Raw genomic sequence first — 21,296 nt, 5'->3', positions numbered from 1 at the left:
ATTACGCCAACGATTGCTCCAAAACGGCACATTACACGCACTCTCGAATCACGTATTTATCTACGTTGTACCATTTCAATACCGCTTACCCCACGCTGTCAGCAAAGTCGAATATTAGTAATTCAACGCACTATGTACCGCCGCAGCTCATTTCATCTCGGTCATAATCACGATTTGCCGTGGTTCTACTGAGTGAACGGAGGCTGATCAAACGACTAAAAATCTCAGCCACTTTCACCGCTGTTACGGTATAATGGCCTACTGCCACGGCGGGGAAGCCCGCTGTTTCACATGATTCAATATATTTTTATTGTCAAGTGAATACTTAGAGCTTACAGTGGCACCAATCATAAACAGGTAAAAACATGGAAGATGCAAATAAGCCAGATTATAAAATAAGAGTCGAGCTTTGCCCCCGCAAAATAAATCCGCGTTTTTTTCAACGTAGAATAAAAACTAGATTTACTCAGGGTGAACCTTATGAGCTTTATTTCCGTCTGACAAATATAGGTTCCTCACCCACGCCAGAGTTCACAATCTCCAATTTCTCAATGCACTCTAAATCAGACAATGTGACTTTGGATTCGCCAAACTCGTTACTCATTAAACCCTTAAACCCGAATGAGAAAATAGAGGTGGAGCTGGACAAAATGACTATAGGATTTAAAGGTGGAGCGTGGGTAAGTGTAAACATCCAAGCTACGGACCAAGCCAATAAAATCCATACATTTCAATATGATTCGCTCCACAATAAAGATGCTTTTTATGAAAAGGATGAAAGTTGGGGTAATTTGATATATGTGCAAGGAGAGCTAGAGATAGCTCAGCAGAAGACGAATCTCCTGATTCTGATTTTAACTCTGGTTACAGTGATAGAAGCTGTCTTTGGTATGAAAAAAACATTGGTAGCTATTGCTGAGGCTGCATATTATCCGATATCTCAGCTCGCGAAATTTTTAGAGTTTCTTGTTAAGTAGCGCCGTTGAAATTGGCTAATCTATTTTATACTATGAATTCAAAGTCTCAAATCGAATAGCTCACAATTCACAAAGAAAAATTTTTCGGGCATATTTAGACACGTTTACACATCCTCGCAGCGTCCGATTTTGGCCGAAGGCTGCCGGTTGCGAATGGTAGTAATCGGCAACTCGATTTGTGTACACAAATCCTCGGGTGTCGGACGGCTAGGCTTTTAGTTTAATGCATGCATCTAGAAACAACCTCCCCAGCGGAGAGATTTTAACACCGCCGCGAATTATTCTAGCTTCATATTCGGTTTTTTCTGAAATGCCGAGAAGTGTTTTTTGGGTTTCTTCGCAATTTTCCAATCTGCTATATCCATCAGAGTCGTGTAGGCCATATACAGGCAGAATCTCGACAAGCCCCAGACGTCGCAAATTGTCTATATAGTAAGGGCTCATGCTAGGTAGTTCGCACTGCGCATCTTCACCAAGGAAATTTATTAGTAATGTGTGGTCGTATCCCGCAGTGCTTTCTTTCACTTCTGCCCGAACAGTTATTATTGGAAAAGCATTTCTTTCTAAAAACAATTTCATTATTTTCGCTTCGTCAGCCGTCATCTGGCGAATTATCTCAACGAATGCAGGGTGAGAAGATTCTGCTGTTGCTTTATCCATAGCTGCAGCTAAAAGATTGGCATATAAATCACTAAGTGCTTCTTCATGACCAATGTATCGAAGGGCATCCAATGCGGGCCCTGCTACATTAAGCTTAGGCGGTATTATGTTTTCAACTGGTGTATTCTTAAGCTTTTCCGCTACTTTTGTCGTCACAAATCTACTGAATTGATCATAACCCCAAACTAGACTGCTAAGAGGTGCTAATGCGATGTTCACTGTCTTAGCTACAGTGTGTAATCCTTTCCCAATTTCTCGAGCCGAGGGCTGCAGCAAGTCTTGATAAATAGGAACCTCTTTGACTAGGCCTGTGACTGCATCAATCGTGTTTTTGACATTTCCTGAATCAGACATATATTTCTCTCAGTGTTCATATGAGTAACGATTGTGCCATGCGGTGAGAAGGGGACAGATTTATTTTTTTCTAGAAATAAATCTGTCCCCCTTTTCTGTTTTCCCAATTTTCACTCTCAATCACGATGGCCCTTGGCCTCCGCCTCCTTCTCCACGTCTTCGATGTACTCTTCTCCCGATCGCACTTTTTCCAAAATATCTTTGCAAGCTTCCGAATAGCGATGGGACTGAACTTCTGCCCCGTTCATAATCGCGCAGTGATACTTATTATCGAATTTCTTGAGATCAATTCCAGTCGTTTCAGTAATCGTTCTCAGTAAGCGATCGCAAGCATGCCAGGCTTGGTATCCCATTGCCTGACCCAGAGTGGTTAATGTATATGGAAAGTTAAGGTTGAATGCTAGGCCGTCGGCGCCATCGGCAATTCCGTATAGTTTAGCGAGTTCCCCATCGGCCTCCGTCACGTTAGCCAACACTTTGTAATCGACCTGAATAGGGTTTCTGGGAATGTCAGTCCGCACGAGCTGGTAGGTGCGGGCGAGCAAAGCCCTTAGTAATCTAGGGTTCACATTCTTCAGCGCTTCATTTGCTCCGAAAGCTGAGTAGACCCAACTAAAATCATTAGCGACGACACTTTTTATGATCACACTACGATGATCAGAAACTGGAATAAGCCTCTCGCGGCGAGGGTACTCTTCAGAGAGGTCACGATTCTCCCACTCCAGGATGTAAATATTCGGGATGAGCTTGCCGTCTTCCGACAGAATCTCGTCAATATCTGCAAGAATTGTTTTAATGTTCGGGTCTTCAGCTCTGTAGCCAATGAACACTAACGGGTGTTCAGCGAAAAAAGCTAAAAGCTTGGCAGAGAGATACTTTTTACGCTTGACGAACTCTTCATAATCAGTACGCGTTAGCACGATACTTTCGGGTTGAGAGACGCATCCATGGATCTTGAAAATCTCTCCGATACTCGAATGGTTAGCGTAAAGGATCCGTTGTCCCACAATAGCTTCATAGTCGGGGAAGATGCCCTCCAGTAGCTCATCGTAATTGGTGGTAATTACAGAGTGTGGCCGAATCTTCTTCAGCAATTCGATCTCATCCGATAGGCCTGGCTTTTCCGTTGTCAGAAGCTCTTTGAGAATCTTCGTCACCGTGTATTTGATATAGACCTGCGGCGAGCTCGTTTCATCATACAGCTCCTTTGGAAATTGATCTTGGCCAGCCCCCCAAGCCCAATCGTTGTATCTGTCGGAGAATTCAGTACCAATATCCACAAAGTCGGGGTAGCGTTGTTTGTAGTAGGCAAACTGTCGTGCGATCTCTGGACAGCGCGTCGCTAGCTCCTTCAAAAGTTCCTCCCAGCTAGGACCCTTCAGGTAGCGCTTGGTGAAGCCCGAGCCTACGAACAATATGGGCTGGCAGGCCATATCTCCTATGCAGGTTTTGATGTCCTCTGTTACATCTTCAACGTATTTCGCGTAATCCCTTGGCATACCGGTTCCCTCTCTCGACAGTAATGGCAAAACGTCATATCGCATTTCTTGGATTGTCTTTCAAGGGGAAAGGAGAGGTTTGCGAGCTCATTTACAGCTGAATAGGGAGCCGATAGGTATTGATGCCATTAGTGGAAGACAGCTACTGGCTGCTTATGGCCGATGACTGCCTGTCGCCAGCGGCAGCGGCAGCAATGGGCAGCTCTCTACCGATCATGTTTACTAAGCGTGCTGGTCAAATTCGATGCAATCGGTGGTCTGTTCGAATGCAAACGCCTGGTCAAGTGCAATGCAAACGAGTGGTCAGTACCTATGCAATCAGGTGGTCAAGTGGAGTGCAATTTCGCACCCTCCCACATTGGTTCTTTATTTCACTCAAGCTTTTGGCCAATTACCAAGCAACCTAACTATTCCATTTGACATTCGCTGCCTAAGCAGTAATATCTCGTCACACATTCACTGCCTAGGCAGTAATAAGGTGACTTTCAATGCCTCACTTCACCCCCGACAACTTCCACAACTGCCATCTCGGCCTGTTGCTGGGTCGCGCTGCGATCCTCAAGGACCGCATCATCGACACCCACATGGAACCCCACGGCATCACCGCCGCGCAGTTCAAGGTGTTGATCATCATGGCCCAGTTCGGCGTCGACACCCCGGCCGAATTGTGCCGCCACTTGTCCCTGGACAGCGGCTCGATGACGCGCATGCTTGACCGGCTCGAGCAGAAAGGCTTGCTCAGCCGCAAACGTTCCGAGCTGGACCGCCGCCAGGTGCAACTGGTGCTGACCGCCGAGGGCCAGCGCCTGGCGGACATGCTGCCGCAGATCGGCGCCCAGGCCCTCAACCAACTGGCCGGCGTCCTCGAGTCGGGCGAGCTGGAAACCCTGGAACGGATCCTCAAGAAAATCCTGATCGCTGCGGGTGACCCCATCACGATCCTGCGGGTAGGTAACCAATGAACACACGCGCACTCAGCCTGGTGCTGGCGGCGATGACGCTGGCCGGTTGTGCCAACTACAGCGGCCTCGACACGCAGGGTCAACGCCTGGACGCCAACACCCTGCAAACCGGCAAGTCCTTGAGCGGCGTGACGCTGTCGGATGCCGCCTGGCCCAGCGCCGACTGGTGGAAAAGCCTTGGCGACCCACAGCTCGACGGGCTGATCCAGGAAGCCCTCCAAAACAGCCCCGACATGCAAGTGGCCAGCGCCCGCGCCCATCAGGCCGAAGCAGCAGCCTATGCCGCCAACGCCGCGCGCCTGCCGACTGTGGATGCCAGCGCCGGTGTCAGCCGTTCGCGCCTGGCCAGGGACCAGGACCCGCGCGGGCAGGGCGATGCCTACTCGACGGTGCGCAACATCGGCGCCAGCTTCAACTACAACTTCGACCTCTGGGGCGGCCAACGCGCTGCCTGGGAAGCCGCCCTGGGCCAGGCCCGCGCCGCCGAAGTCGATCAGCAGGCCGCGCGCCTGACCCTGGCGGCCAACGTGGCCAAGGCCTACAGCGACCTGGGCCAGGCGCACATCGTGCGTGACCTGGCCGTGGACGACCTCAAGCGCACCCGCCAGATGCTCGACCTGAGTCAGCGCCGCCTGAGTTCCGGTATCGACAGCGAGTACCAGTACCAGCAGACCGAAAGCCTGGAGGCCAGCGCCCAGTCGCAACTGATCGATGCGGAAAAACAACTGCAAAGCGCCAGGATCGCCCTCGCGGTATTGCTCGGCAAAGGCCCCGACCGTGGCAACGAACTGGCCCGCCCGGCGGTATTGAAACCCGCTGCTGTCGCCGTGCCTTCCGTGTTGCCCGCCGAGTTGCTTGGCCGGCGGCCGGACCTGATCGCCGCGCGGTGGCGCGTGGAAGCCGCGAGCAAGGACATCGCCGCCAGCAAGACCCGCTTCTACCCCAACCTCAACCTGAGCGCGAGCGCCGGCGCTGAATCGTTGCTGGGGGACGCGATGTTTGGTTCGGCCAGCCGCTTCTTCAACATTGCACCCACCGTATCACTGCCGATCTTCGACGGCGGCCGCCTGCGCGCCGACCTCGATGCCCGCGACGCCGATTACGACCTGGCCGTGGCCCAGTACAACAAGACCCTGGTGCAAGCCCTGGGCGATATCGGCACCACCCTGTCGCAATTGCGCGACACCGGGCGGCAGATCCAGGCGCAGCAACATGCCGCCGACATCGCCCAACAGTCCTACGACACCGGGGTGCAACGCTACAGCTCCGGTATCGGTAATTACCTGGATGTGCTCAGCATCGAGCAGCAATTGCTGCAGGCCCAGCGTCAGTTGGCGACCCTGAATGCTGCGCAGATCGACCTGTCGATTCAATTGATGCAGGCCCTGGGTGGCGGATTCAACGCCCACAACGTCGCCGCGACCACCCCAGCCACCCGCACGGAATAATTTGAGGTATTTGTCATGGCCACTGCCGACAGCAACAACGCAACTGAACAACCCAAGGACAACAACCCGCGCAAACGCAAAGTCATGCTGATCGGCCTGGCGCTGATCGTCATCTTGGGTGTCGTCGGCGTGTGGGCCTGGTACGAGTTGTACGGGCGTTTCAACGAAAGCACCGACGACGCCTATGTGAACGGCAACGTGGTGGAAATCACTCCGCTGGTCACCGGCACCGTGGTCAGCATCGGCGCCGACGATGGCGACCTGGTCCACGAAGGCCAGGTGCTGGTCAACTTTGACCCCAACGACGCCGCCGTCGGCCTGCAAAGTGCCCAGGCCAACCTGGCCCGCACCGTGCGCCAGGTGCGTGGCTTGTACAGCAACGTCGATGGCATGAAAGCCCAGGTCAACGCGCAGAAAGCCGACGTGCAGACCGCCCAGGACAACTATAACCGCCGCAAGACCCTGGCCCAGGGCGGCGCGATCTCCCAGGAAGAACTGTCCCACGCCCGTGACAGCCTGACCGCGGCGAAGAACGCCTTGACCAACCTTGAGCAGCAACTGAAAACCACCAACGCCCTGGTGGATGACACGGTGATTTCGTCCCACCCGGATGTGCAAGCCGCCGCCGCGCAACTGCGCCAGGCTTACCTGACCAACGCGCGCAGCACCTTGATCGCACCCGTCACCGGCTATGTGGCCAAGCGCACCGTGCAGCTGGGCCAGCGCGTTCAGCCGGGTACCGCGCTGATGGCGGTGATTCCGCTGGATCAGCTGTGGATCGATGCCAACTTCAAGGAAACCCAACTGCGTGATATGCGCATCGGCCAGCCGGTGGACATCGAGTCGGACATCTACGGCAGCGACGTGAAGTACAGCGGCACCGTCGACAGCCTCGGCGCCGGCACCGGCAGCGCGTTTGCCCTGTTGCCCGCACAGAACGCCACCGGCAACTGGATCAAAATCGTGCAACGTGTGCCGGTGCGCATCCATATCAACGCCGAAGAACTGGCCAAGCACCCGTTGCGGGTGGGCTTGAGCACCGTGGTCAATGTGGACCTGCACGACCAGAGCGGCCCGGTGCTGGCGCAACAGCCACCGCAGAAGGCTTCGTTCACCACCACTGTGTATGACCGCCAACTGGTCGAGGCCGATGCCATGATCAACCAGTTGATCCATGACAACAGCGTCGCCGCTCCCAAGGCTGCGCAACGCTGATGAGCAATAACGCCTCGTTCACCCCACCCAGCCTGCTGATGGCCACTATCGGGCTGTCGCTGGCGACCTTCATGCAGGTGCTCGACACCACCATCGCCAACGTGGCGTTGCCGACCATTTCCGGCAACCTGGGCGTGAGTTCGGAGCAGGGCACCTGGGTCATTACCTCGTTTGCGGTGAGCAACGCCATTGCCTTGCCGCTCACCGGTTGGTTGAGCCGACGCTTCGGCGAGGTGAAGCTGTTCCTGTGGGCGACCATGCTGTTCGTGCTGGCCTCGTTCCTGTGCGGTATTTCCACCTCGATGCCCGAGTTGATCGGCTTTCGCGTGCTGCAGGGACTGGTGGCGGGGCCGTTGTACCCGATGACCCAGACGCTGCTGATCGCGGTCTACCCACCGGCCAAGCGCGGCATGGCGCTGGCGCTATTGGCGATGGTCACGGTGGTGGCGCCGATTGCGGGACCGATCCTCGGCGGCTGGATCACCGACAGCTACAGCTGGCCGTGGATCTTCTTCATCAACGTGCCGATCGGCATCTTTGCGGTGATGGTGGTGCGTGCGCAGTTGAAGAAACGCCCGGTGGTCACCAGCTACCAGCCGATGGACTATGTGGGGTTGTTGAGCCTGATCGTCGGTGTCGGCGCCTTGCAGATCATCCTCGACAAGGGCAATGACCTGGACTGGTTCGAATCCAACTTCATCATTATCGGTGCAGTGATCTCGGCGATTGCCCTGGCGGTGTTCGTGATCTGGGAGATGACCGACAAGCACCCGGTGGTGAACCTGCGCCTGTTCGCCTACCGCAACTTCCGCATCGGCACCATTGTGTTGATCGGCGGGTACGCGGGCTTCTTTGGCATCAACCTGATCCTGCCGCAGTGGCTGCAAACCCAGATGGGCTACACCGCCACCTGGGCCGGCCTGGCGGTGGCGCCGATCGGCATTCTGCCGGTGCTGATGTCACCGTTCGTGGGCAAATACGCGCACAAATTCGACTTGCGCCTGCTGGCGGGGTTGTCGTTCCTGGCGATGGGCTTGAGCTGCTTCATGCGCGCAGGCTTCACCAATGAGGTGGACTTCACCCACATCGCCCTGGTGCAGCTGTTCATGGGGATCGGCGTGGCGCTGTTCTTCATGCCGACCTTGAGCATCCTGATGTCCGACCTGCCGCCGCAGCAGATTGCCGACGGCGCGGGGCTGGCAACGTTCTTGCGCACCTTGGGCGGCAGCTTCGCAGCCTCGCTCACCACCTGGATCTGGATTCGCCGCGCCGACCAGCACCATGCGTACATGAGCGAGAACATGACCACTTATGACTCGACCACGCGCGACGCGATACAGGCCCTCGGCGGGGCGGGGCACAAAGCGTATGCGCAGTTGGACCAGATCCTCACCAGCCAGGCCTACATGATGTCCACCGTGGACTATTTCACCTTGATGGGGTGGATCTTCGCGGGCTTGATGTTGCTGGTGTGGCTGGCCAAGCCGCCGTTTACCGCGAAGGCCGGGCCTGCGGCTTCGGGGCACTGACTGCCCAGGGCTGAAATGCAATCAACTGTGGGAGGGGGCTTGCCCCCGATAGCGGTGGGTCAGTCACAGATGCATCAACTGACACTCCCTCATCGGGGGCAAGCCCCCTCCCACATTGGATGTGTGTTGTCAGGTATCAAGCGCCAGGCAGGGTCAACTGCGGATTGTTGCTGGTATGGCTGGCCAAGCCGCCGTTTGGCGCGAAAGCCGGGCCGGAAGCAAGCGGCCACTGATCCGAACAGATTGGAACGCAATCAACTGTGGGAGGGGGCTTGCCCCCGATAGCGGTGGGTCAGTCACAGATGCATCAACTGACACTCCCTCATCGGGGGCAAGCCCCCTCCCACAGTTTGATCTCTGTTCACATGGGATCAGTGGTGTTGCGGATCAAGCGCCGGGAAGGGCCAACTGCGGATTGACGAAGTCAAACGCCGCCAGTTGAAAGCCTTGCTCATCCACCTGCAACGCCCAGCCTTGCTTGTCCCAATCCCCCAGCACAATCCGCTTGGCCGCCTGGTCGCCAATCTGCAACTTATGAATGGCGGGGCGGTGGGTGTGGCCGTGGACCAGGGTGCGCACGCCGAATTGCTGCATCACTCGCGGTACTTCTTCGGCGGTGACATCGACAATGTCGTTGGCCTTCATGCGCGTCTGTGCACGGCTTTCGCTGCGCAGCTTTCGCGCCAGCTTGTGGCGTGTGCCCAGGGGCAGGTGGCGCAGGATAAACAGCACAATCGGGTTACGCAGGATGCGCCGCAGCTTCATATAGCCGAGGTCGCGGGTGCAGAGGCTGTCGCCGTGCATCAGCAGCACGGGCTCGCCGTACAATTGCACGACACTCGGGTCCTTGAGCAAGCTGGCGCCTGCGGCTTTGCAGAACGCCTTGCCGATCAGGAAATCGCGGTTGCCGTGCATGATGAAAATCGCGGTGCCGCTGTCGCTCAGTTCGCGCAGCGCGTCACAGATGGAGCGCTGGAACGCGGTCATCCCATCGTCGCCAATCCAGGCTTCGAAGAAGTCCCCCAGAATGTACAACGCCTGGGCACCACGGGCGCGGCCATGGAGCAGATCCAGAAACGCCCGGGTAATGTCCGGGCGCTCCTCTTCCAGATGCAAGTCTGAAATCAGCAATATCACCCAACGATCTCGGCTTTCTCGACGATGACGTCTTCGGCTGGAACGTCCTGGTGACCGGCTTTGGACGTGGTGGACACGCCTTTGATCTTGTCGACGACGTCCTGGCCTTCGGTGACTTTACCGAATACCGCGTAACCCCAGCCCTGCACGTTCTTGCCGCTGTGGTTGAGGAAAGCGTTGTCAGCCACGTTGATGAAGAACTGCGCGGAGGCCGAATGCGGCTCCATGGTACGGGCCATGGCGACGGTGTACTTGTCGTTGGAAAGGCCGTTGTCCGCTTCGTTCTGGATGCTTGGGCGCTTGTCTTTCTTCTCTTTCATGCCTGGCTCGAAACCGCCGCCCTGGATCATGAAGTTGCCGATGACACGGTGGAAAACGGTGTTTTCGTAGTGGCCGGCGTTGACGTACTCGATGAAGTTGGCGACGGTGATCGGCGCTTTCTCGGCGTTCAACTCGATGACGATGTCACCGTGGTTGGTGGTCAGTTTGACTTGAGTCATGTTCACTACTCTTTTCAGGGAATTCGTGGGTTTGAGTGCCCGGGGCACCTTACCTGTCTGGCTTAAACGACGGCCAAGGCGCGCAGTTTAGCGTGCCCCGCAGGAATTTCGAGGTGGTTTTTTACCGCCCCGGCCAGAAAAGCAGTAATTAAACAGCAGTTTTCGGTCCCGGCCTGTCAGTGTCTTGACTGCATCGGCTATTATGAGCCCTTTGTTTTATCTGGCCCCATCCGGCCACGAACCTGTCTGTTCAAGGATCCTATGAGCAAGCCCACTGTCGACCCTACCCCGAATGCCAAGGCCGGACCTGCTGTCCCGGTCAACTTCCTGCGCCCGATCATCCAGGCGGACCTGGATTCGGGCAAGCACACGCAGATCGTCACCCGTTTCCCGCCAGAGCCCAACGGCTACCTGCACATCGGTCACGCCAAGTCGATCTGTGTGAACTTCGGTCTGGCCCAGGAGTTCGGTGGCGTCACGCACCTGCGTTTCGACGACACCAACCCGGCCAAGGAAGACCAGGAATACATCGACGCCATCGAAAGCGACATCAAGTGGCTGGGCTTCGAGTGGTCCGGTGAAGTGCGCTATGCCTCCAAGTATTTCGACCAGTTGTTCGACTGGGCCGTCGAGCTGATCAAGGCCGGCAAGGCCTACGTCGACGACCTGAGCCCGGAACAGGCCAAGGAATACCGTGGCACCCTGACCGAACCGGGCAAGAACAGCCCGTTCCGCGACCGTTCGGTGGAAGAGAACCTGGACTGGTTCAACCGTATGCGCGCCGGCGAATTCCCCGACGGCGCCCGCGTACTGCGCGCCAAGATCGACATGGCCTCGCCGAACATGAACCTGCGCGACCCGATCATGTACCGCATCCGCCATGCCCACCACCACCAGACCGGTGACAAGTGGTGCATCTACCCCAACTACGACTTCACCCACGGTCAGTCGGACGCCATCGAAGGCATCACCCACTCCATCTGCACCCTGGAGTTCGAGAGCCATCGTCCGCTGTACGAGTGGTTCCTGAGCAACCTGCCGGTGCCGGCCCAGCCGCGCCAGTACGAATTCAGCCGCCTGAACCTGAACTACACCATCACCAGCAAGCGCAAGCTCAAGCAACTGGTGGATGAAAAGCACGTGCATGGCTGGGATGACCCACGCATGTCGACCCTGTCGGGCTTCCGCCGTCGCGGCTATACCCCGGCGTCGATTCGCAATTTCTGCGACATGGTCGGCACCAACCGCTCCGACGGCGTGGTCGACTTCGGCATGCTCGAGTTCAGCATCCGCCAGGACCTCGACGCCAATGCCCCGCGCGCCATGTGCGTGCTGCGTCCGCTGAAAGTCGTGATCACCAACTACCCGGAAGATCAGGTCGAAAACCTCGAACTGCCGCGTCATCCGCAGAAAGAAGAACTCGGCGTGCGCAAGCTGCCGTTCGCCCGTGAAATCTACATCGACCGCGATGACTTCATGGAAGAGCCGCCAAAAGGCTACAAGCGCCTGGAGCCGAACGGCGAAGTGCGCCTGCGTGGCAGCTACGTGATTCGTGCCGATGAAGCGATCAAGGACGCCGACGGCAACATCGTCGAACTGCGCTGCTCGTACGACCCCGACACCCTGGGCAAGAACCCTGAAGGCCGCAAGGTCAAGGGCGTGGTCCACTGGGTGCCGGCCGCTGCCAGCATCGAGTGCGAAGTGCGTTTGTACGATCGTCTGTTCCGTTCGCCGAATCCTGAAAAGGCCGAAGACAGCGCCAGTTTCCTCGACAACATCAACCCTGACTCCCTGCAAGTGCTCACCGGTTGTCGTGCCGAACCCTCTTTGGGCGACGCACAGCCGGAAGACCGGTTCCAGTTCGAGCGCGAAGGTTACTTCTGCGCGGATATCAAGGACTCCAAACCTGGTCGGCCGGTATTCAACCGTACCGTGACCTTGCGTGATTCGTGGGGCCAGTGATTCTGTTTAAGGAACTGTCGTGCTAACGATCTACAACACACTCAGCAAGACCAAAGAAGTCTTCAAGCCGCTGGATGGCAACAAGGTGCGCATGTACGTGTGCGGCATGACCGTCTACGACTACTGCCACATCGGCCACGGCCGCAGCATGGTTGCCTTCGACCTGGTGACCCGCTGGTTGCGGTTCAGCGGCTATGACTTGACCTATGTGCGCAACATCACCGACATCGACGACAAGATCATCAACCGCGCCAATGAAAACGGCGAGTCGTTCGACGCGCTGACCGAGCGCATGATCGCTGCGATGCACGAGGACGAGGCACGCCTCAACATCCTCAAGCCGGACATGGAGCCGCGCGCCACGGACCACATCCCTGGCATGCACGCGATGATCCAGACCCTGATCGACAAGGGCTACGCCTACGCCCCGGGCAATGGCGACGTGTACTACCGCGTCGCCAAGTTCATGGGCTACGGCAAGCTGTCGCGCAAGCGGATCGAAGACCTGCGCATCGGCGCACGCATCGAAGTCGACGAAGCCAAGCAGGACCCGCTCGACTTCGTGCTGTGGAAAGCCACCAAGCCCGGCGAGCCGAGCTGGGAGTCGCCGTGGGGCGCCGGGCGTCCGGGCTGGCACATCGAATGCTCGGTGATGTCCACCTGCTGCCTGGGCGAGACCTTCGACATTCATGGCGGCGGCAGCGACCTGGAGTTTCCGCACCACGAAAACGAAATCGCCCAGAGCGAAGCCGCCACCGGCAAGACTTACGCCAACGCCTGGATGCACTGCGGCATGATCCGCATCAATGGCGAGAAGATGTCCAAGTCCTTGAACAACTTCTTCACCATTCGCGACGTGCTGGAAAAGTACCATCCGGAAGTGGTGCGTTACCTGCTGGTGTCCAGCCATTACCGCAGCGCCATCAACTACTCGGAAGACAACCTCAAGGACGCCAAGGGCGCCCTGGAGCGGTTCTACCATGCGTTGAAAGGCTTGCCAGCTGTGGCCCCGGCCGGCGGCGAAGCCTTCGTGGCACGCTTCACCGAAGTCATGAACGACGACTTCGGCACTCCCGAAGCCTGCGCCGTGTTGTTCGAGATGGTGCGTGAGATCAACCGTCTGCGCGAGACGGATATCGACGCAGCGGCAAGTTTGGCGGCACGCTTGAAAGAGCTGGCCAGCGTGCTGGGCGTGTTGCAGATGGAGGCCGATGACTTCCTGCAAGCCGGCGCTGAAGGGCGTGTGGATGCGGCGCAAGTGGATGCCTTGATCCAGGCGCGTCTGGCGGCTCGGGCTGGTAAAGACTGGGCGGAATCCGACCGTATCCGTGACCAACTGACTGCGATGGGTGTGGTCCTGGAAGACGGGAAGGGCGGGACGACGTGGCGGTTGGCTGATCAGGCCTGATCGGTACCTCGCTCCAAATGTGGGAGGGGGCTTGCCCCCGATAGCGGTAGTTCAGTCAGTTCATCAGCAACTGACCCACCGCCATCGGGAGCAAGCCCCCTCCCACTTTTGACCGTGCTCACTTTGTTCAGTCTTCAGATTCAGATCTATCTTTGAACGGGTATATCTTTGAGGTTTAGCGTTTTATCCACCATCAGCTGAATCCCCTCCAGCATCCGGCAAATTCCCAAGGCCACGCTACGCGTGGTGCCTTCGATCTCAAAAGCCAAATGACTTGCCAGCGCTTGAACCGACGCAAGATCCTCCGACGCGTTGACCAGCAACGTCTCGGCGTCTAATCCTTCACGTACGGTAAACACACCATGATCCTCAGCAGATGGATCTGGTTTTTCAGACGGGTTCAGGTAGTGATTTATTGCTCGATGAGCGGCAGTGTGAAACGCGGTTGAATCTGACGGCGGATTTGGGCTGTCTTTAATCATGGCAGAGCTCCTAGAGTATTGGAGTCACCACCCATCGCTGCGAAACGATATTGGGGTGGCAGCTGTACGCAGGTTCGCAGACCGGGACTCTAGGCACCCGGCATACCCGAAGGTATCCCGCGCACAGCCGCCATAACATCAGGCATAAAAAAGCGCCCGCTATCTTGAGGTGGACGCTGTGCGTCTAGAGTTTAACCGGGCTGCGAAACCCGGTCGCTGAATTTACAGCGACCACTGAAGATTAGGCAGCCAGCTTCCCAGCGGCAACCCTAAAACGCTGTCAGAAATTTCCGTGCGTGGCGATGCGGCAATATCCAGATTTTAGGATATTTTCCAAAATGCCCATTGAGTTTGACGCTTGTTCGCTCCTAGCTTTAGATGGTTAACACGACCAAACCCAAGACGAAATTGGCGGTGATTCAAATGGAGTGAAAACCTCCCCAGCCCATATCCTGTGGGAGGACGAACATCACATGGCGTTCCTCTCGATTTTCCCCAACACCCCAGGCTTTAGCGTGGTCATCCCCAAGCAACATTACGGCAGTTATGCGATTGCGCAGTCGGATGAGGTGCTGGCTGATCTGATCGTGGCCACCAAGAAAACCGCCTTGCTGATCGACCGAGCGTTTCCCGATGTGGCGCGTACGGGGATGATGCTGGAAGGGTATGGGGTTGATCATCTGCATGCGAAGTTGTTTCCCATGCATGGGACGGGGCAGGACAGTGCGTTCAAGCCGTTTAGCTCGAAATTGGATAAGTTTTTTGAGGCTTATGAAGGTTATATCTCGTCCCACGACCACGTGCGGGCGGATGATGCCGAACTGGCAGAATTGGCCGAGCGAATCCGATCTTTCGCCTAGTACAGTTCCAAATGTGGGAGGGGGCTTGCTCCCGATAGCAGTGGATCAGTCAGCTCATCGGTAACTGACCCACCGCCATCGGGGGCAAGCCCCCTCCCACATTTGGAGTGTGTTCTCTTCAGCGCTCAGCGGCGGCTGCTGACTTCGGCCGGGACATCGTCACCGGCCATGCGCTTGCGGAACAGCGCCGTGCGCGCCAGCAGCAGGGTGGTCACCGGCACGGTGATCGACAGCAGAATCGGAATCAACCACCCGTGCAGCACCGGCCCGGACTTGAGTACCGAAAAGTAGATGATCGATGCCAACGCCACGCACCACGCGCCGAGTGTCGAGGCGAGCGCCGGCGGGTGCATGCGCTGGAAAAAATCCTTCATGCGCAACAACCCGAGCGCCCCTATCAGCGCAAACACGCTGCTCAGGACCAGCAGCATTCCGACGACGGCTTCCATCCATAACGGCATCATTCAATCACCTCCCCACGCAACAGGAATTTGGCCAGGGCGAACGAGCCGACAAAGCCGAACAGCGCAATCAGCAGCGCCGCTTCAAAGTAGGTGTCACTGGCGTAACGGATGCCCAGCACCAGCATCATCAGCATCGCCAGGATGTACAGATAATCCAGCGCCAGTACGCGGTCCTGGGCCGACGGGCCCTTGAACAGGCGGATCAACGTCAGCACCATCGCCAGGGAGAACAGGAACAGGCTCAACAGGATCGCATTGGAGAGCAGGGCGCTCATTCGAAGATCTCCATCAGGGGCCGTTCGTAGGCGGATTTGAAATGCTCGATAAACTGCGCCTCATCGTCCAGGTCGAACACATGCAGCAGCAGGACGCTGCGGTCCAGCGCCAGTTCCGACCAGATCGTGCCGGGAACGACCGTCGTGATCATCGACAGCGCCGCGAGGCCGTTGGGGCTGCGCAGGTCGATGGGGATTTTGATGAAGCGCGCGCGCGGCGGGCGTGAGCCGCAGGTCAAGACGCCCCAGGCCACTTGCAGGTTGGAGACAATCACGTCGCGGCCCACCCGCAGGAACAGGCGCAGGATTACGCCCGGACGGCGCAGGCTGATCGGCTGCGGGCGCAGTGGCGCCATCATCAGCGGTGCAAGCAGGCCCAGCAGTGCACCGAGCAGCAGGTTGCCGGGGCTCATGGACAGGTTCAGCACCAGCCACAACCCCAGCAGGGCCAGCGACAACCACGGGGCGGGAAACAGGCGCTTCATGGTTGCACCTCCAGGGCGGCTGCCTGGGCTTCCGGGCTCGGCACCGGACGCGTCGCCATCACCGCCATGACGTAGCTTTCCGGGTTGTTCAGGCTCTTGGCGGTGGCCAGCGTGTAGCGCATCAGTGGCTCGGCCTTGAAGGTCAGCGCGATGCTCAGGCCCAGCAGCAGGAAGATCGGCACACATTCATAGCGGCGCAGCAGGGGCGAGGGCCGTTCTTCCGGGGTCCAGAAACGCTGGATGCCAAGCCGGGCGAAGGCGATCAGCGAGGCCAGCCCCGACAGGATCAACAGCGCCACCAAGCCCCAGGCCGCCGGGCGGATGGGTTCATCCACCGCGTTGCCCAGACCCAGCGGATTGACCAGCGCATGCAGCAGACTGAGCTTGCCGATAAACCCGGACAGGGGCGGCATGCCGATGATCAGCAGCGCGCAGGCAATAAAGCTCAGGCCCAGGAACGCCATGGTCCAGGGGATCACCTGGCCGATCACGGCTTTCTGTTCATCGTCGAGGTTGACGCCGGGCCGTGGATGCAGGGATTCCATGGCCTTGGGCAGGGCGTCGATTTCCTCGTCCAGCGGCAGGTCATTGGCCGAGCGCGAGCGTTCGATCAATTCCGCCAGTAAAAACAGCGCGCTCAACGCCAGGGTGGAGCTGACCAGATAGAACAGCGCCCCGGCCGTCAGGCTGGGCTGGGCAAACCCCACGGCCGACAGCAGGATGCCGGCCGATACCAGGATGCTCAGGCTCGCCATGCGTTCCAGGCGTTGCGCCGCGAGCATCGCCAGCGCCGCGCAGAGGATGGTCGCCATGCCGCCGTACACCAGCCAGTCACCGCCAAACAACGCCGAAGCGCCGGCCTGGCCGGAAAACAGCAAGGTCCACAGGCGCAGCACGGTGTACACGCCGACTTTGGTCATGATCGCGAACATCGCCGCCACCGGCGCGCTGGCCGATGAGTAGGCGGGCGCCAGCCAGAAGTTCAGCGGCCACATGCCGGCCTTGGCCAGGAACGCGGTGGCCAGGATCGCCGCGCCGGCGTGCAGCAGGCCGCGATCGGCCTCCGGCACCAGCGGGATTTTCAGCGCCAGGTCAGCGAAGTTCAGCGTGCCGGTCACCCCGTAGATCATCGCCGCGCCAATCAAAAACAACGACGACGCCAGCAGGTTGATCGCGATGTAATGCAGCCCCGACGACACTCGGGCGCGGCCGGAACCGTGCAGCATCAGGCCGTAGGAGGCCGCCAGCAACACCTCGAAGAACACGAACAGATTGAACAGGTCGGCGGTGAGGAAGGCACCGTACAGGCCCATCATCTGCACCTGGAACAGCGCATGGAAACTGGTGCCGGCACGGTCCCAGCGGGCCATCGCGAACAACAGCGCGCTGACGCCGATGATCCCGGTCAGCACCAGCATCAGCGCCGACAGTTGATCCACCACCAGCACGATACCGAACGGCACTTGCCAGTTGCCCGGCAGGTACACGCCGATCGAGCCGGGGCCGCCTTGTTGTGTCCAGTACAGCAGCAATACGGCGATGCCCAGGCCGATGATGCTGGAGAACAGATTGATCCTGGCTTTGAGCGGGCGGCGTTTCTCGCCGAGCATCAGCATCAGCGCTGCGGTCAGTAACGGCAGCAGGATCGGCGCAACGATCAGTTGGTTGACCCAATTCATTCCTTGGGCTCCCGGCCGTCCACATGGTCAGTACCGGTCAGGCCGCGGGAGGCCAGCAGCACCACCAGGAACAGCGCGGTCATGGCGAAGCTGATCACGATGGCCGTGAGCACCAGCGCCTGGGGCAGGGGATCGGTGTAGTTGAGCAGGTCTTGCGGCACGCCGTCCTTGATGATCGGCTCCTTGCCGATAAACAGGCTGCCCATGCTGAAAATGAACAGGTTGACCCCGTATGACAACAGGCACAGGCCCATCACCACCTGGAACGTCCGTGGGCGCAGGATCAACCAGACGCCGGAGGCCGCCAGGACCCCAATGGCAATTGCAATGACTTCTTCCATCAGGCGGCAGCTCCTTGTGGGTTGACGACGGCTTTGGGCTGGTTGCTCGGTTTATGCGCGCGCACCGACTGGTGGCCGAGGGCGGTGAGCATCAGCAGGGTCGAGCCGACGACCATGGCGTACACGCCGACATCGAAGAACAGCGCGCTGGCGACATGGATGTCGCCCAGCACAGGCAAGCTCAAATGCCAGGTATGGGTGGTGAGGAACGGGTAGCCGGCAAACAACGCGCCGAGCCCGGTGAGCGTCGCCGCCAACAGGCCGAAGCCCATCCAGCGCATCGGCCGCAGGCTCATCTGCGCCTCGACCCACTGCGTGCCGGCCACCATGTATTGCAGGATAAACGCCACCGACATCACCAACCCGGCGACAAAACCGCCGCCCGGCTGGTTATGGCCGCGCATGAACAGGTAGAACGACACCACCATCGCGATCGGCAACAGCAGGCGCACCAGCACCGCCGGCACCATCATGAAGCCCAGGGCGGTGTCGCTGGCCTGGCGCGGGTTGACCAGGTCGGTGGCCACGTCCGGCGCCAGCTGGCGCTGTTGCGGCGGCAGTTCCATGCTTTCTTTCGACGGGCGGAAGCGCCGCAGCAGGGCATACACGGTCAGCGCCACGGCGCCGAGCACGGTGATTTCGCCAAGGGTATCGAAGCCGCGGAAGTCCACCAGCATCACGTTCACCACATTGCTGCCGCCGCCCTCGGGCAGGGCGCGACTGAGGTAGAACGAGGAGATATCGTTGGGGGTCTGGCGCGTCAGCATCGCGTAGGACAACAGCGCCATGCCGCCACCCACCACGGTGGACAGCAGGAAGTCGCGCACCCGGCGAATCCGCGCCTTGCGCAGCGTGTTGGGCAGTGGCGACACCTCTTCGATCCGCCGTGGCAGCCAGCGCAGGCCGAGCAGGATCAACACGGTGGTGACCACTTCCACCACCAGTTGCGTCAGGGCCAGGTCCGGCGCCGAGAACCACACGAAGGTAATGCACGTCATCAGGCCGCACACGCTGACCATGGTCAGGGCTGCCAGCCGGTGATACTTGGCCTGCCAGGCGGCGCCCAGCGCGCAGGCAATCGCCAGCACCCACAGGGTGACGAACACGATGGAGCCGGGAATCTTCGGCCGGTCACCCCAGGTCAGGCCACTGTTGAGCATCGGGATCAGGGCGCCGATCACCGCCACGGTCACCAGCAGGAACAATTGGGTTTGCAGGCGCTTGGTGCTGATGCGTTTTTCGATCTTGCGCACCCCGCGCATCATCACCACCAGGCAACGCTCGAAGCCGCGCTTGCCGTTGAAGTAGCCAATCAGCGGCGGGTAGGTGAAACGGCCACGCTTGAGTTGCTTGCGCAGCATCAGGTACAGCACCACACCGCCGGACATCGCCACCAGGCTCATGATCATCGGCGCGTTCCAGCCGTGCCAGATCGCCAGGCTGTATTCAGGCAGCGCGCCGCCCACCACCGGCAAGGCGGCGGCGGCCAGGATCGAGCCGACCATCTGCGCCGGGAAGATACCCACCAGCAGGCAGGCGAACACCAGCAGTTCAACCGGTGCGCGCATCCAGCGTGGCGGTTCGTGGGGGGTGTGCGGCAGGTCGGTGGCCGGTGGGCCGAAGAACACGTCCACGGTGAACCGCAACGCATAGGCCACGCTGAAGGTGCCGGCGATGGTCGCGATCACGGGCAGCATGATTTCCACCCATTTTGTCGACGAGATGAATACGGTTTCGGCGAAAAACATCTCTTTGGACAGGAAGCCATTGAGCAACGGCACGCCGGCCATCGAGGCACTGGCCACCATCGCCAGGGTCGCGGTGAACGGGATCAGGCGCACCAGCCCACTGAGCTTGCGGATGTCCCGCGTGCCGCTTTCGTGGTCGATAATGCCCGCCGCCATGAACAGCGAGGCCTTGAAGGTGGCGTGGTTGAGGATATGGAACACTGCCGCGACGGCGGCCAGCGGGCTGTTGAGGCCCAGCAGCAGGGTGATCAGCCCGAGGTGACTGATGGTGGAGTAGGCCAGCAGGCCCTTGAGATCGTTCTGGAACATGGCGCAGTAGGCGCCGAGGAGGAGGGTGAGCGCGCCGGCACCGCCGACGATCCAGAACCACTCTTCGCTGCCGGACAGCGACGGCCACAGGCGGGCCAGCAGGAACACGCCGGCCTTCACCATCGTCGCCGAGTGCAGGTAGGCCGAAACCGGTGTCGGCGCGGCCATGGCGTGGGGCAGCCAGAAGTGGAAGGGGAACTGTGCGCTTTTGCTCAGGGCGCCGATCAGCACCAGGGCCAGCATGACCGGGTACAGCGAATGCGCGCGAATCTGATCGCCCGCCACCAGCACCTGGTCCAGGTCATAGCTGCCGACGATGTGCCCCAGCAGCATCACCCCGGCCAGCAGGCACAAACCCCCTGCGCCGGTGACCATCAGCGCCATGTACGCACCCCGTCGCGCATCGGCGCGGTGGTGCCAGTAACCGATCAACAGGAAGGAAAACAGGCTGGTCAGTTCCCAGAAAAACACGATCTGAATCAGGTTGCCGGAAATCACCAGCCCGAGCATGGCGCCCATGAAGGCCAGGAAAAACGCGAAGAACCGCGGCACCGGATCGTCCGGCGACATGTAGTAACGCGCATACAACGCCACCAGCGTACCGATACCCAGCACCAGCATCGAGAACAGCCAGGCGAAGCCATCCAGGCGCAGCACGAAGTTCAGGCCGAGGCTGGGCAGCCACATGAACTCTTCACGGATGACGCCACCGTGGGCGATCTGGGGGTAGAGCAGGGCGACTTGAACGGTGCCGACCAGAGCCACCAGGCCGGCCAGCAGGGATTCGCTATTACGTGCGTTGTGCGGCAGCAAGGCCGCCAGACAGCTGCCAATGAATGGCAGAAGCAGTAGAACTATCAGGGACATAGGCTTCTAATCTGCGGGAGTTTGGGATGCATCATACGTGCCGCTTTCGCGATCACCAAACGGCAAGATGTGGCAGGATCCTACAAGGTAGGCTGAAATTGCTCATTTGGCATTAGATCGTTCCCACGCTCTGCG

Annotated in this window: 19 protein-coding genes; 8 read left to right on the top strand and 11 right to left on the bottom strand. The window is 58.8% G+C overall.

Features of this window, described 5'->3' with window-relative positions; genetic code table 11:
* The first annotated feature begins 365 nt into the window (after nucleotides 1-365).
* Nucleotides 366-977 (top strand): hypothetical protein, encoded by a 612-nt coding sequence (locus J1G34_RS06145; RefSeq protein WP_222993563.1) that lies wholly within the window; start codon nucleotides 366-368, stop codon nucleotides 975-977.
* Between the two features lie 207 nt (nucleotides 978-1,184).
* On the opposite strand, the gene J1G34_RS06140 is transcribed toward J1G34_RS06145, so the two are convergent.
* Nucleotides 1,185-1,991, bottom strand: a complete 807-nt coding sequence (locus J1G34_RS06140) for a DUF4393 domain-containing protein (protein WP_222993561.1) — start codon at nucleotides 1,989-1,991, stop codon at nucleotides 1,185-1,187.
* A 116-nt stretch (nucleotides 1,992-2,107) separates the two neighbouring features.
* The gene (locus tag J1G34_RS06135) at nucleotides 2,108-3,535 is read right to left on the bottom strand and encodes an SIR2 family protein (RefSeq protein WP_222993559.1); all 1,428 of its coding nucleotides are present in this window, start codon (nucleotides 3,533-3,535) and stop codon (nucleotides 2,108-2,110) included.
* Between the two features lie 443 nt (nucleotides 3,536-3,978).
* On the opposite strand from J1G34_RS06135, the gene J1G34_RS06130 reads away from it, so the two are divergent.
* The 4 genes from J1G34_RS06130 to J1G34_RS06115 are packed head-to-tail and all read left to right on the top strand — an operon-like array spanning nucleotide 3,979 to nucleotide 8,644.
* On the top strand, nucleotides 3,979-4,452 hold the full coding sequence (locus tag J1G34_RS06130) for a MarR family winged helix-turn-helix transcriptional regulator (protein ID WP_065896753.1): 474 nt from the start codon (nucleotides 3,979-3,981) through the stop codon (nucleotides 4,450-4,452).
* Entirely contained in the window at nucleotides 4,449-5,900 is a 1,452-nt protein-coding gene (locus tag J1G34_RS06125; RefSeq protein ID WP_122482712.1) for an efflux transporter outer membrane subunit, read from the top strand. Before J1G34_RS06130 ends, J1G34_RS06125 begins: the two co-directional genes overlap by 4 nt.
* 15 nt (nucleotides 5,901-5,915) lie before the next feature.
* Nucleotides 5,916-7,115 (top strand): HlyD family secretion protein, encoded by a 1,200-nt coding sequence (locus J1G34_RS06120; protein WP_065933946.1) that lies wholly within the window; start codon nucleotides 5,916-5,918, stop codon nucleotides 7,113-7,115.
* On the top strand, nucleotides 7,115-8,644 hold the full coding sequence (locus tag J1G34_RS06115; protein WP_065897509.1) for a DHA2 family efflux MFS transporter permease subunit: 1,530 nt from the start codon (nucleotides 7,115-7,117) through the stop codon (nucleotides 8,642-8,644). Before J1G34_RS06120 ends, J1G34_RS06115 begins: the two co-directional genes overlap by 1 nt.
* 387 nt (nucleotides 8,645-9,031) lie before the next feature.
* Here J1G34_RS06115 and lpxH read toward each other — a convergent pair whose 3' ends face one another.
* Together lpxH and J1G34_RS06105 are read right to left on the bottom strand one after the other, a co-directional pair.
* Nucleotides 9,032-9,781, bottom strand: coding sequence for a UDP-2,3-diacylglucosamine diphosphatase (gene lpxH / locus J1G34_RS06110; protein ID WP_065897511.1), 750 nt, complete (start codon nucleotides 9,779-9,781; stop codon nucleotides 9,032-9,034).
* Nucleotides 9,778-10,281, bottom strand: coding sequence for a peptidylprolyl isomerase (locus tag J1G34_RS06105; RefSeq protein WP_057721741.1), 504 nt, complete (start codon nucleotides 10,279-10,281; stop codon nucleotides 9,778-9,780). The genes lpxH and J1G34_RS06105 overlap by 4 nt, the downstream gene beginning before the upstream one ends.
* A gap of 261 nt (nucleotides 10,282-10,542) precedes the next feature.
* Here J1G34_RS06105 and J1G34_RS06100 point away from each other — a divergent pair, with 261 nt between their 5' ends.
* Both J1G34_RS06100 and cysS read left to right on the top strand, forming a co-directional pair.
* Entirely contained in the window at nucleotides 10,543-12,243 is a 1,701-nt protein-coding gene (locus J1G34_RS06100) for a glutamine--tRNA ligase/YqeY domain fusion protein (RefSeq protein ID WP_065897513.1), read from the top strand.
* A gap of 19 nt (nucleotides 12,244-12,262) precedes the next feature.
* Entirely contained in the window at nucleotides 12,263-13,651 is a 1,389-nt protein-coding gene (gene cysS / locus J1G34_RS06095) for a cysteine--tRNA ligase (protein ID WP_065936462.1), read from the top strand.
* A gap of 146 nt (nucleotides 13,652-13,797) precedes the next feature.
* Here the strand turns inward: cysS and J1G34_RS06090 are convergent, their stop codons facing one another.
* The gene (locus J1G34_RS06090; protein ID WP_065894903.1) at nucleotides 13,798-14,133 is read right to left on the bottom strand and encodes a DUF6124 family protein; all 336 of its coding nucleotides are present in this window, start codon (nucleotides 14,131-14,133) and stop codon (nucleotides 13,798-13,800) included.
* Nucleotides 14,134-14,606: 473 nt separating this feature from the next.
* Here J1G34_RS06090 and J1G34_RS06085 point away from each other — a divergent pair, with 473 nt between their 5' ends.
* A complete protein-coding gene (locus J1G34_RS06085) occupies nucleotides 14,607-14,993 on the top strand; it encodes an HIT family protein (protein WP_256095236.1) in 387 nt (128 codons plus the stop codon).
* A gap of 125 nt (nucleotides 14,994-15,118) precedes the next feature.
* Here J1G34_RS06085 and J1G34_RS06080 read toward each other — a convergent pair whose 3' ends face one another.
* From J1G34_RS06080 to J1G34_RS06055, 6 genes are read right to left on the bottom strand one after another with little or no spacing between them, the layout of a single operon-like run.
* Nucleotides 15,119-15,457, bottom strand: coding sequence for a Na+/H+ antiporter subunit G (locus tag J1G34_RS06080; protein ID WP_122561243.1), 339 nt, complete (start codon nucleotides 15,455-15,457; stop codon nucleotides 15,119-15,121).
* Nucleotides 15,454-15,732 carry a K+/H+ antiporter subunit F gene (locus J1G34_RS06075; RefSeq protein ID WP_010209507.1) on the bottom strand — a complete coding sequence of 93 codons (279 nt, stop codon included), beginning with the start codon at nucleotides 15,730-15,732 and terminating at the stop codon, nucleotides 15,454-15,456. The genes J1G34_RS06080 and J1G34_RS06075 overlap by 4 nt, the downstream gene beginning before the upstream one ends.
* A complete protein-coding gene (locus tag J1G34_RS06070; protein ID WP_222993557.1) occupies nucleotides 15,729-16,217 on the bottom strand; it encodes a Na+/H+ antiporter subunit E in 489 nt (162 codons plus the stop codon). Before J1G34_RS06070 ends, J1G34_RS06075 begins: the two co-directional genes overlap by 4 nt.
* Nucleotides 16,214-17,896, bottom strand: a complete 1,683-nt coding sequence (locus J1G34_RS06065; protein ID WP_065884914.1) for a monovalent cation/H+ antiporter subunit D — start codon at nucleotides 17,894-17,896, stop codon at nucleotides 16,214-16,216. Before J1G34_RS06065 ends, J1G34_RS06070 begins: the two co-directional genes overlap by 4 nt.
* Complete coding sequence (locus tag J1G34_RS06060; RefSeq protein ID WP_003192163.1) at nucleotides 17,893-18,237, bottom strand: Na+/H+ antiporter subunit C; 345 nt, start codon at nucleotides 18,235-18,237, stop codon at nucleotides 17,893-17,895. Before J1G34_RS06060 ends, J1G34_RS06065 begins: the two co-directional genes overlap by 4 nt.
* A complete protein-coding gene (locus tag J1G34_RS06055) occupies nucleotides 18,237-21,161 on the bottom strand; it encodes a monovalent cation/H+ antiporter subunit A (RefSeq protein ID WP_065897519.1) in 2,925 nt (974 codons plus the stop codon). Before J1G34_RS06055 ends, J1G34_RS06060 begins: the two co-directional genes overlap by 1 nt.
* Nucleotides 21,162-21,296 lie beyond the last annotated feature (135 nt).

The sequence above is a fragment of the Pseudomonas sp. Wu6 genome, assembly GCF_019891515.1.
Lineage (GTDB): Bacteria > Pseudomonadota > Gammaproteobacteria > Pseudomonadales > Pseudomonadaceae > Aquipseudomonas > Aquipseudomonas orientalis_A.
Note: the sequence above shows the minus strand (reverse complement) of the source record. Positions and strands in the feature narration are given on the sequence as shown.

What these genes read in the sequence shown, in the direction of transcription:
- J1G34_RS06145 (WP_222993563.1), top strand. Translation starts at nt 366, where the DNA reads ATGGAAGATGCAAATAAGCCAGATTATAAAATAAGAGTCGAGCTTTGC.
- J1G34_RS06140 (WP_222993561.1), bottom strand. Translation starts at nt 1,991, where the DNA reads ATGTCTGATTCAGGAAATGTCAAAAACACGATTGATGCAGTCACAGGC.
- J1G34_RS06135 (WP_222993559.1), bottom strand. Translation starts at nt 3,535, where the DNA reads ATGCGATATGACGTTTTGCCATTACTGTCGAGAGAGGGAACCGGTATG.
- J1G34_RS06130 (WP_065896753.1), top strand. Translation starts at nt 3,979, where the DNA reads ATGCCTCACTTCACCCCCGACAACTTCCACAACTGCCATCTCGGCCTG.
- J1G34_RS06125 (WP_122482712.1), top strand. Translation starts at nt 4,449, where the DNA reads ATGAACACACGCGCACTCAGCCTGGTGCTGGCGGCGATGACGCTGGCC.
- J1G34_RS06120 (WP_065933946.1), top strand. Translation starts at nt 5,916, where the DNA reads ATGGCCACTGCCGACAGCAACAACGCAACTGAACAACCCAAGGACAAC.
- J1G34_RS06115 (WP_065897509.1), top strand. Translation starts at nt 7,115, where the DNA reads ATGAGCAATAACGCCTCGTTCACCCCACCCAGCCTGCTGATGGCCACT.
- J1G34_RS06105 (WP_057721741.1), bottom strand. Translation starts at nt 10,281, where the DNA reads ATGACTCAAGTCAAACTGACCACCAACCACGGTGACATCGTCATCGAG.
- J1G34_RS06100 (WP_065897513.1), top strand. Translation starts at nt 10,543, where the DNA reads ATGAGCAAGCCCACTGTCGACCCTACCCCGAATGCCAAGGCCGGACCT.
- J1G34_RS06090 (WP_065894903.1), bottom strand. Translation starts at nt 14,133, where the DNA reads ATGATTAAAGACAGCCCAAATCCGCCGTCAGATTCAACCGCGTTTCAC.
- J1G34_RS06085 (WP_256095236.1), top strand. Translation starts at nt 14,607, where the DNA reads ATGGCGTTCCTCTCGATTTTCCCCAACACCCCAGGCTTTAGCGTGGTC.
- J1G34_RS06080 (WP_122561243.1), bottom strand. Translation starts at nt 15,457, where the DNA reads ATGATGCCGTTATGGATGGAAGCCGTCGTCGGAATGCTGCTGGTCCTG.
- J1G34_RS06075 (WP_010209507.1), bottom strand. Translation starts at nt 15,732, where the DNA reads ATGAGCGCCCTGCTCTCCAATGCGATCCTGTTGAGCCTGTTCCTGTTC.
- J1G34_RS06070 (WP_222993557.1), bottom strand. Translation starts at nt 16,217, where the DNA reads ATGAAGCGCCTGTTTCCCGCCCCGTGGTTGTCGCTGGCCCTGCTGGGG.
- J1G34_RS06065 (WP_065884914.1), bottom strand. Translation starts at nt 17,896, where the DNA reads ATGAATTGGGTCAACCAACTGATCGTTGCGCCGATCCTGCTGCCGTTA.
- J1G34_RS06060 (WP_003192163.1), bottom strand. Translation starts at nt 18,237, where the DNA reads ATGGAAGAAGTCATTGCAATTGCCATTGGGGTCCTGGCGGCCTCCGGC.
- J1G34_RS06055 (WP_065897519.1), bottom strand. Translation starts at nt 21,161, where the DNA reads ATGTCCCTGATAGTTCTACTGCTTCTGCCATTCATTGGCAGCTGTCTG.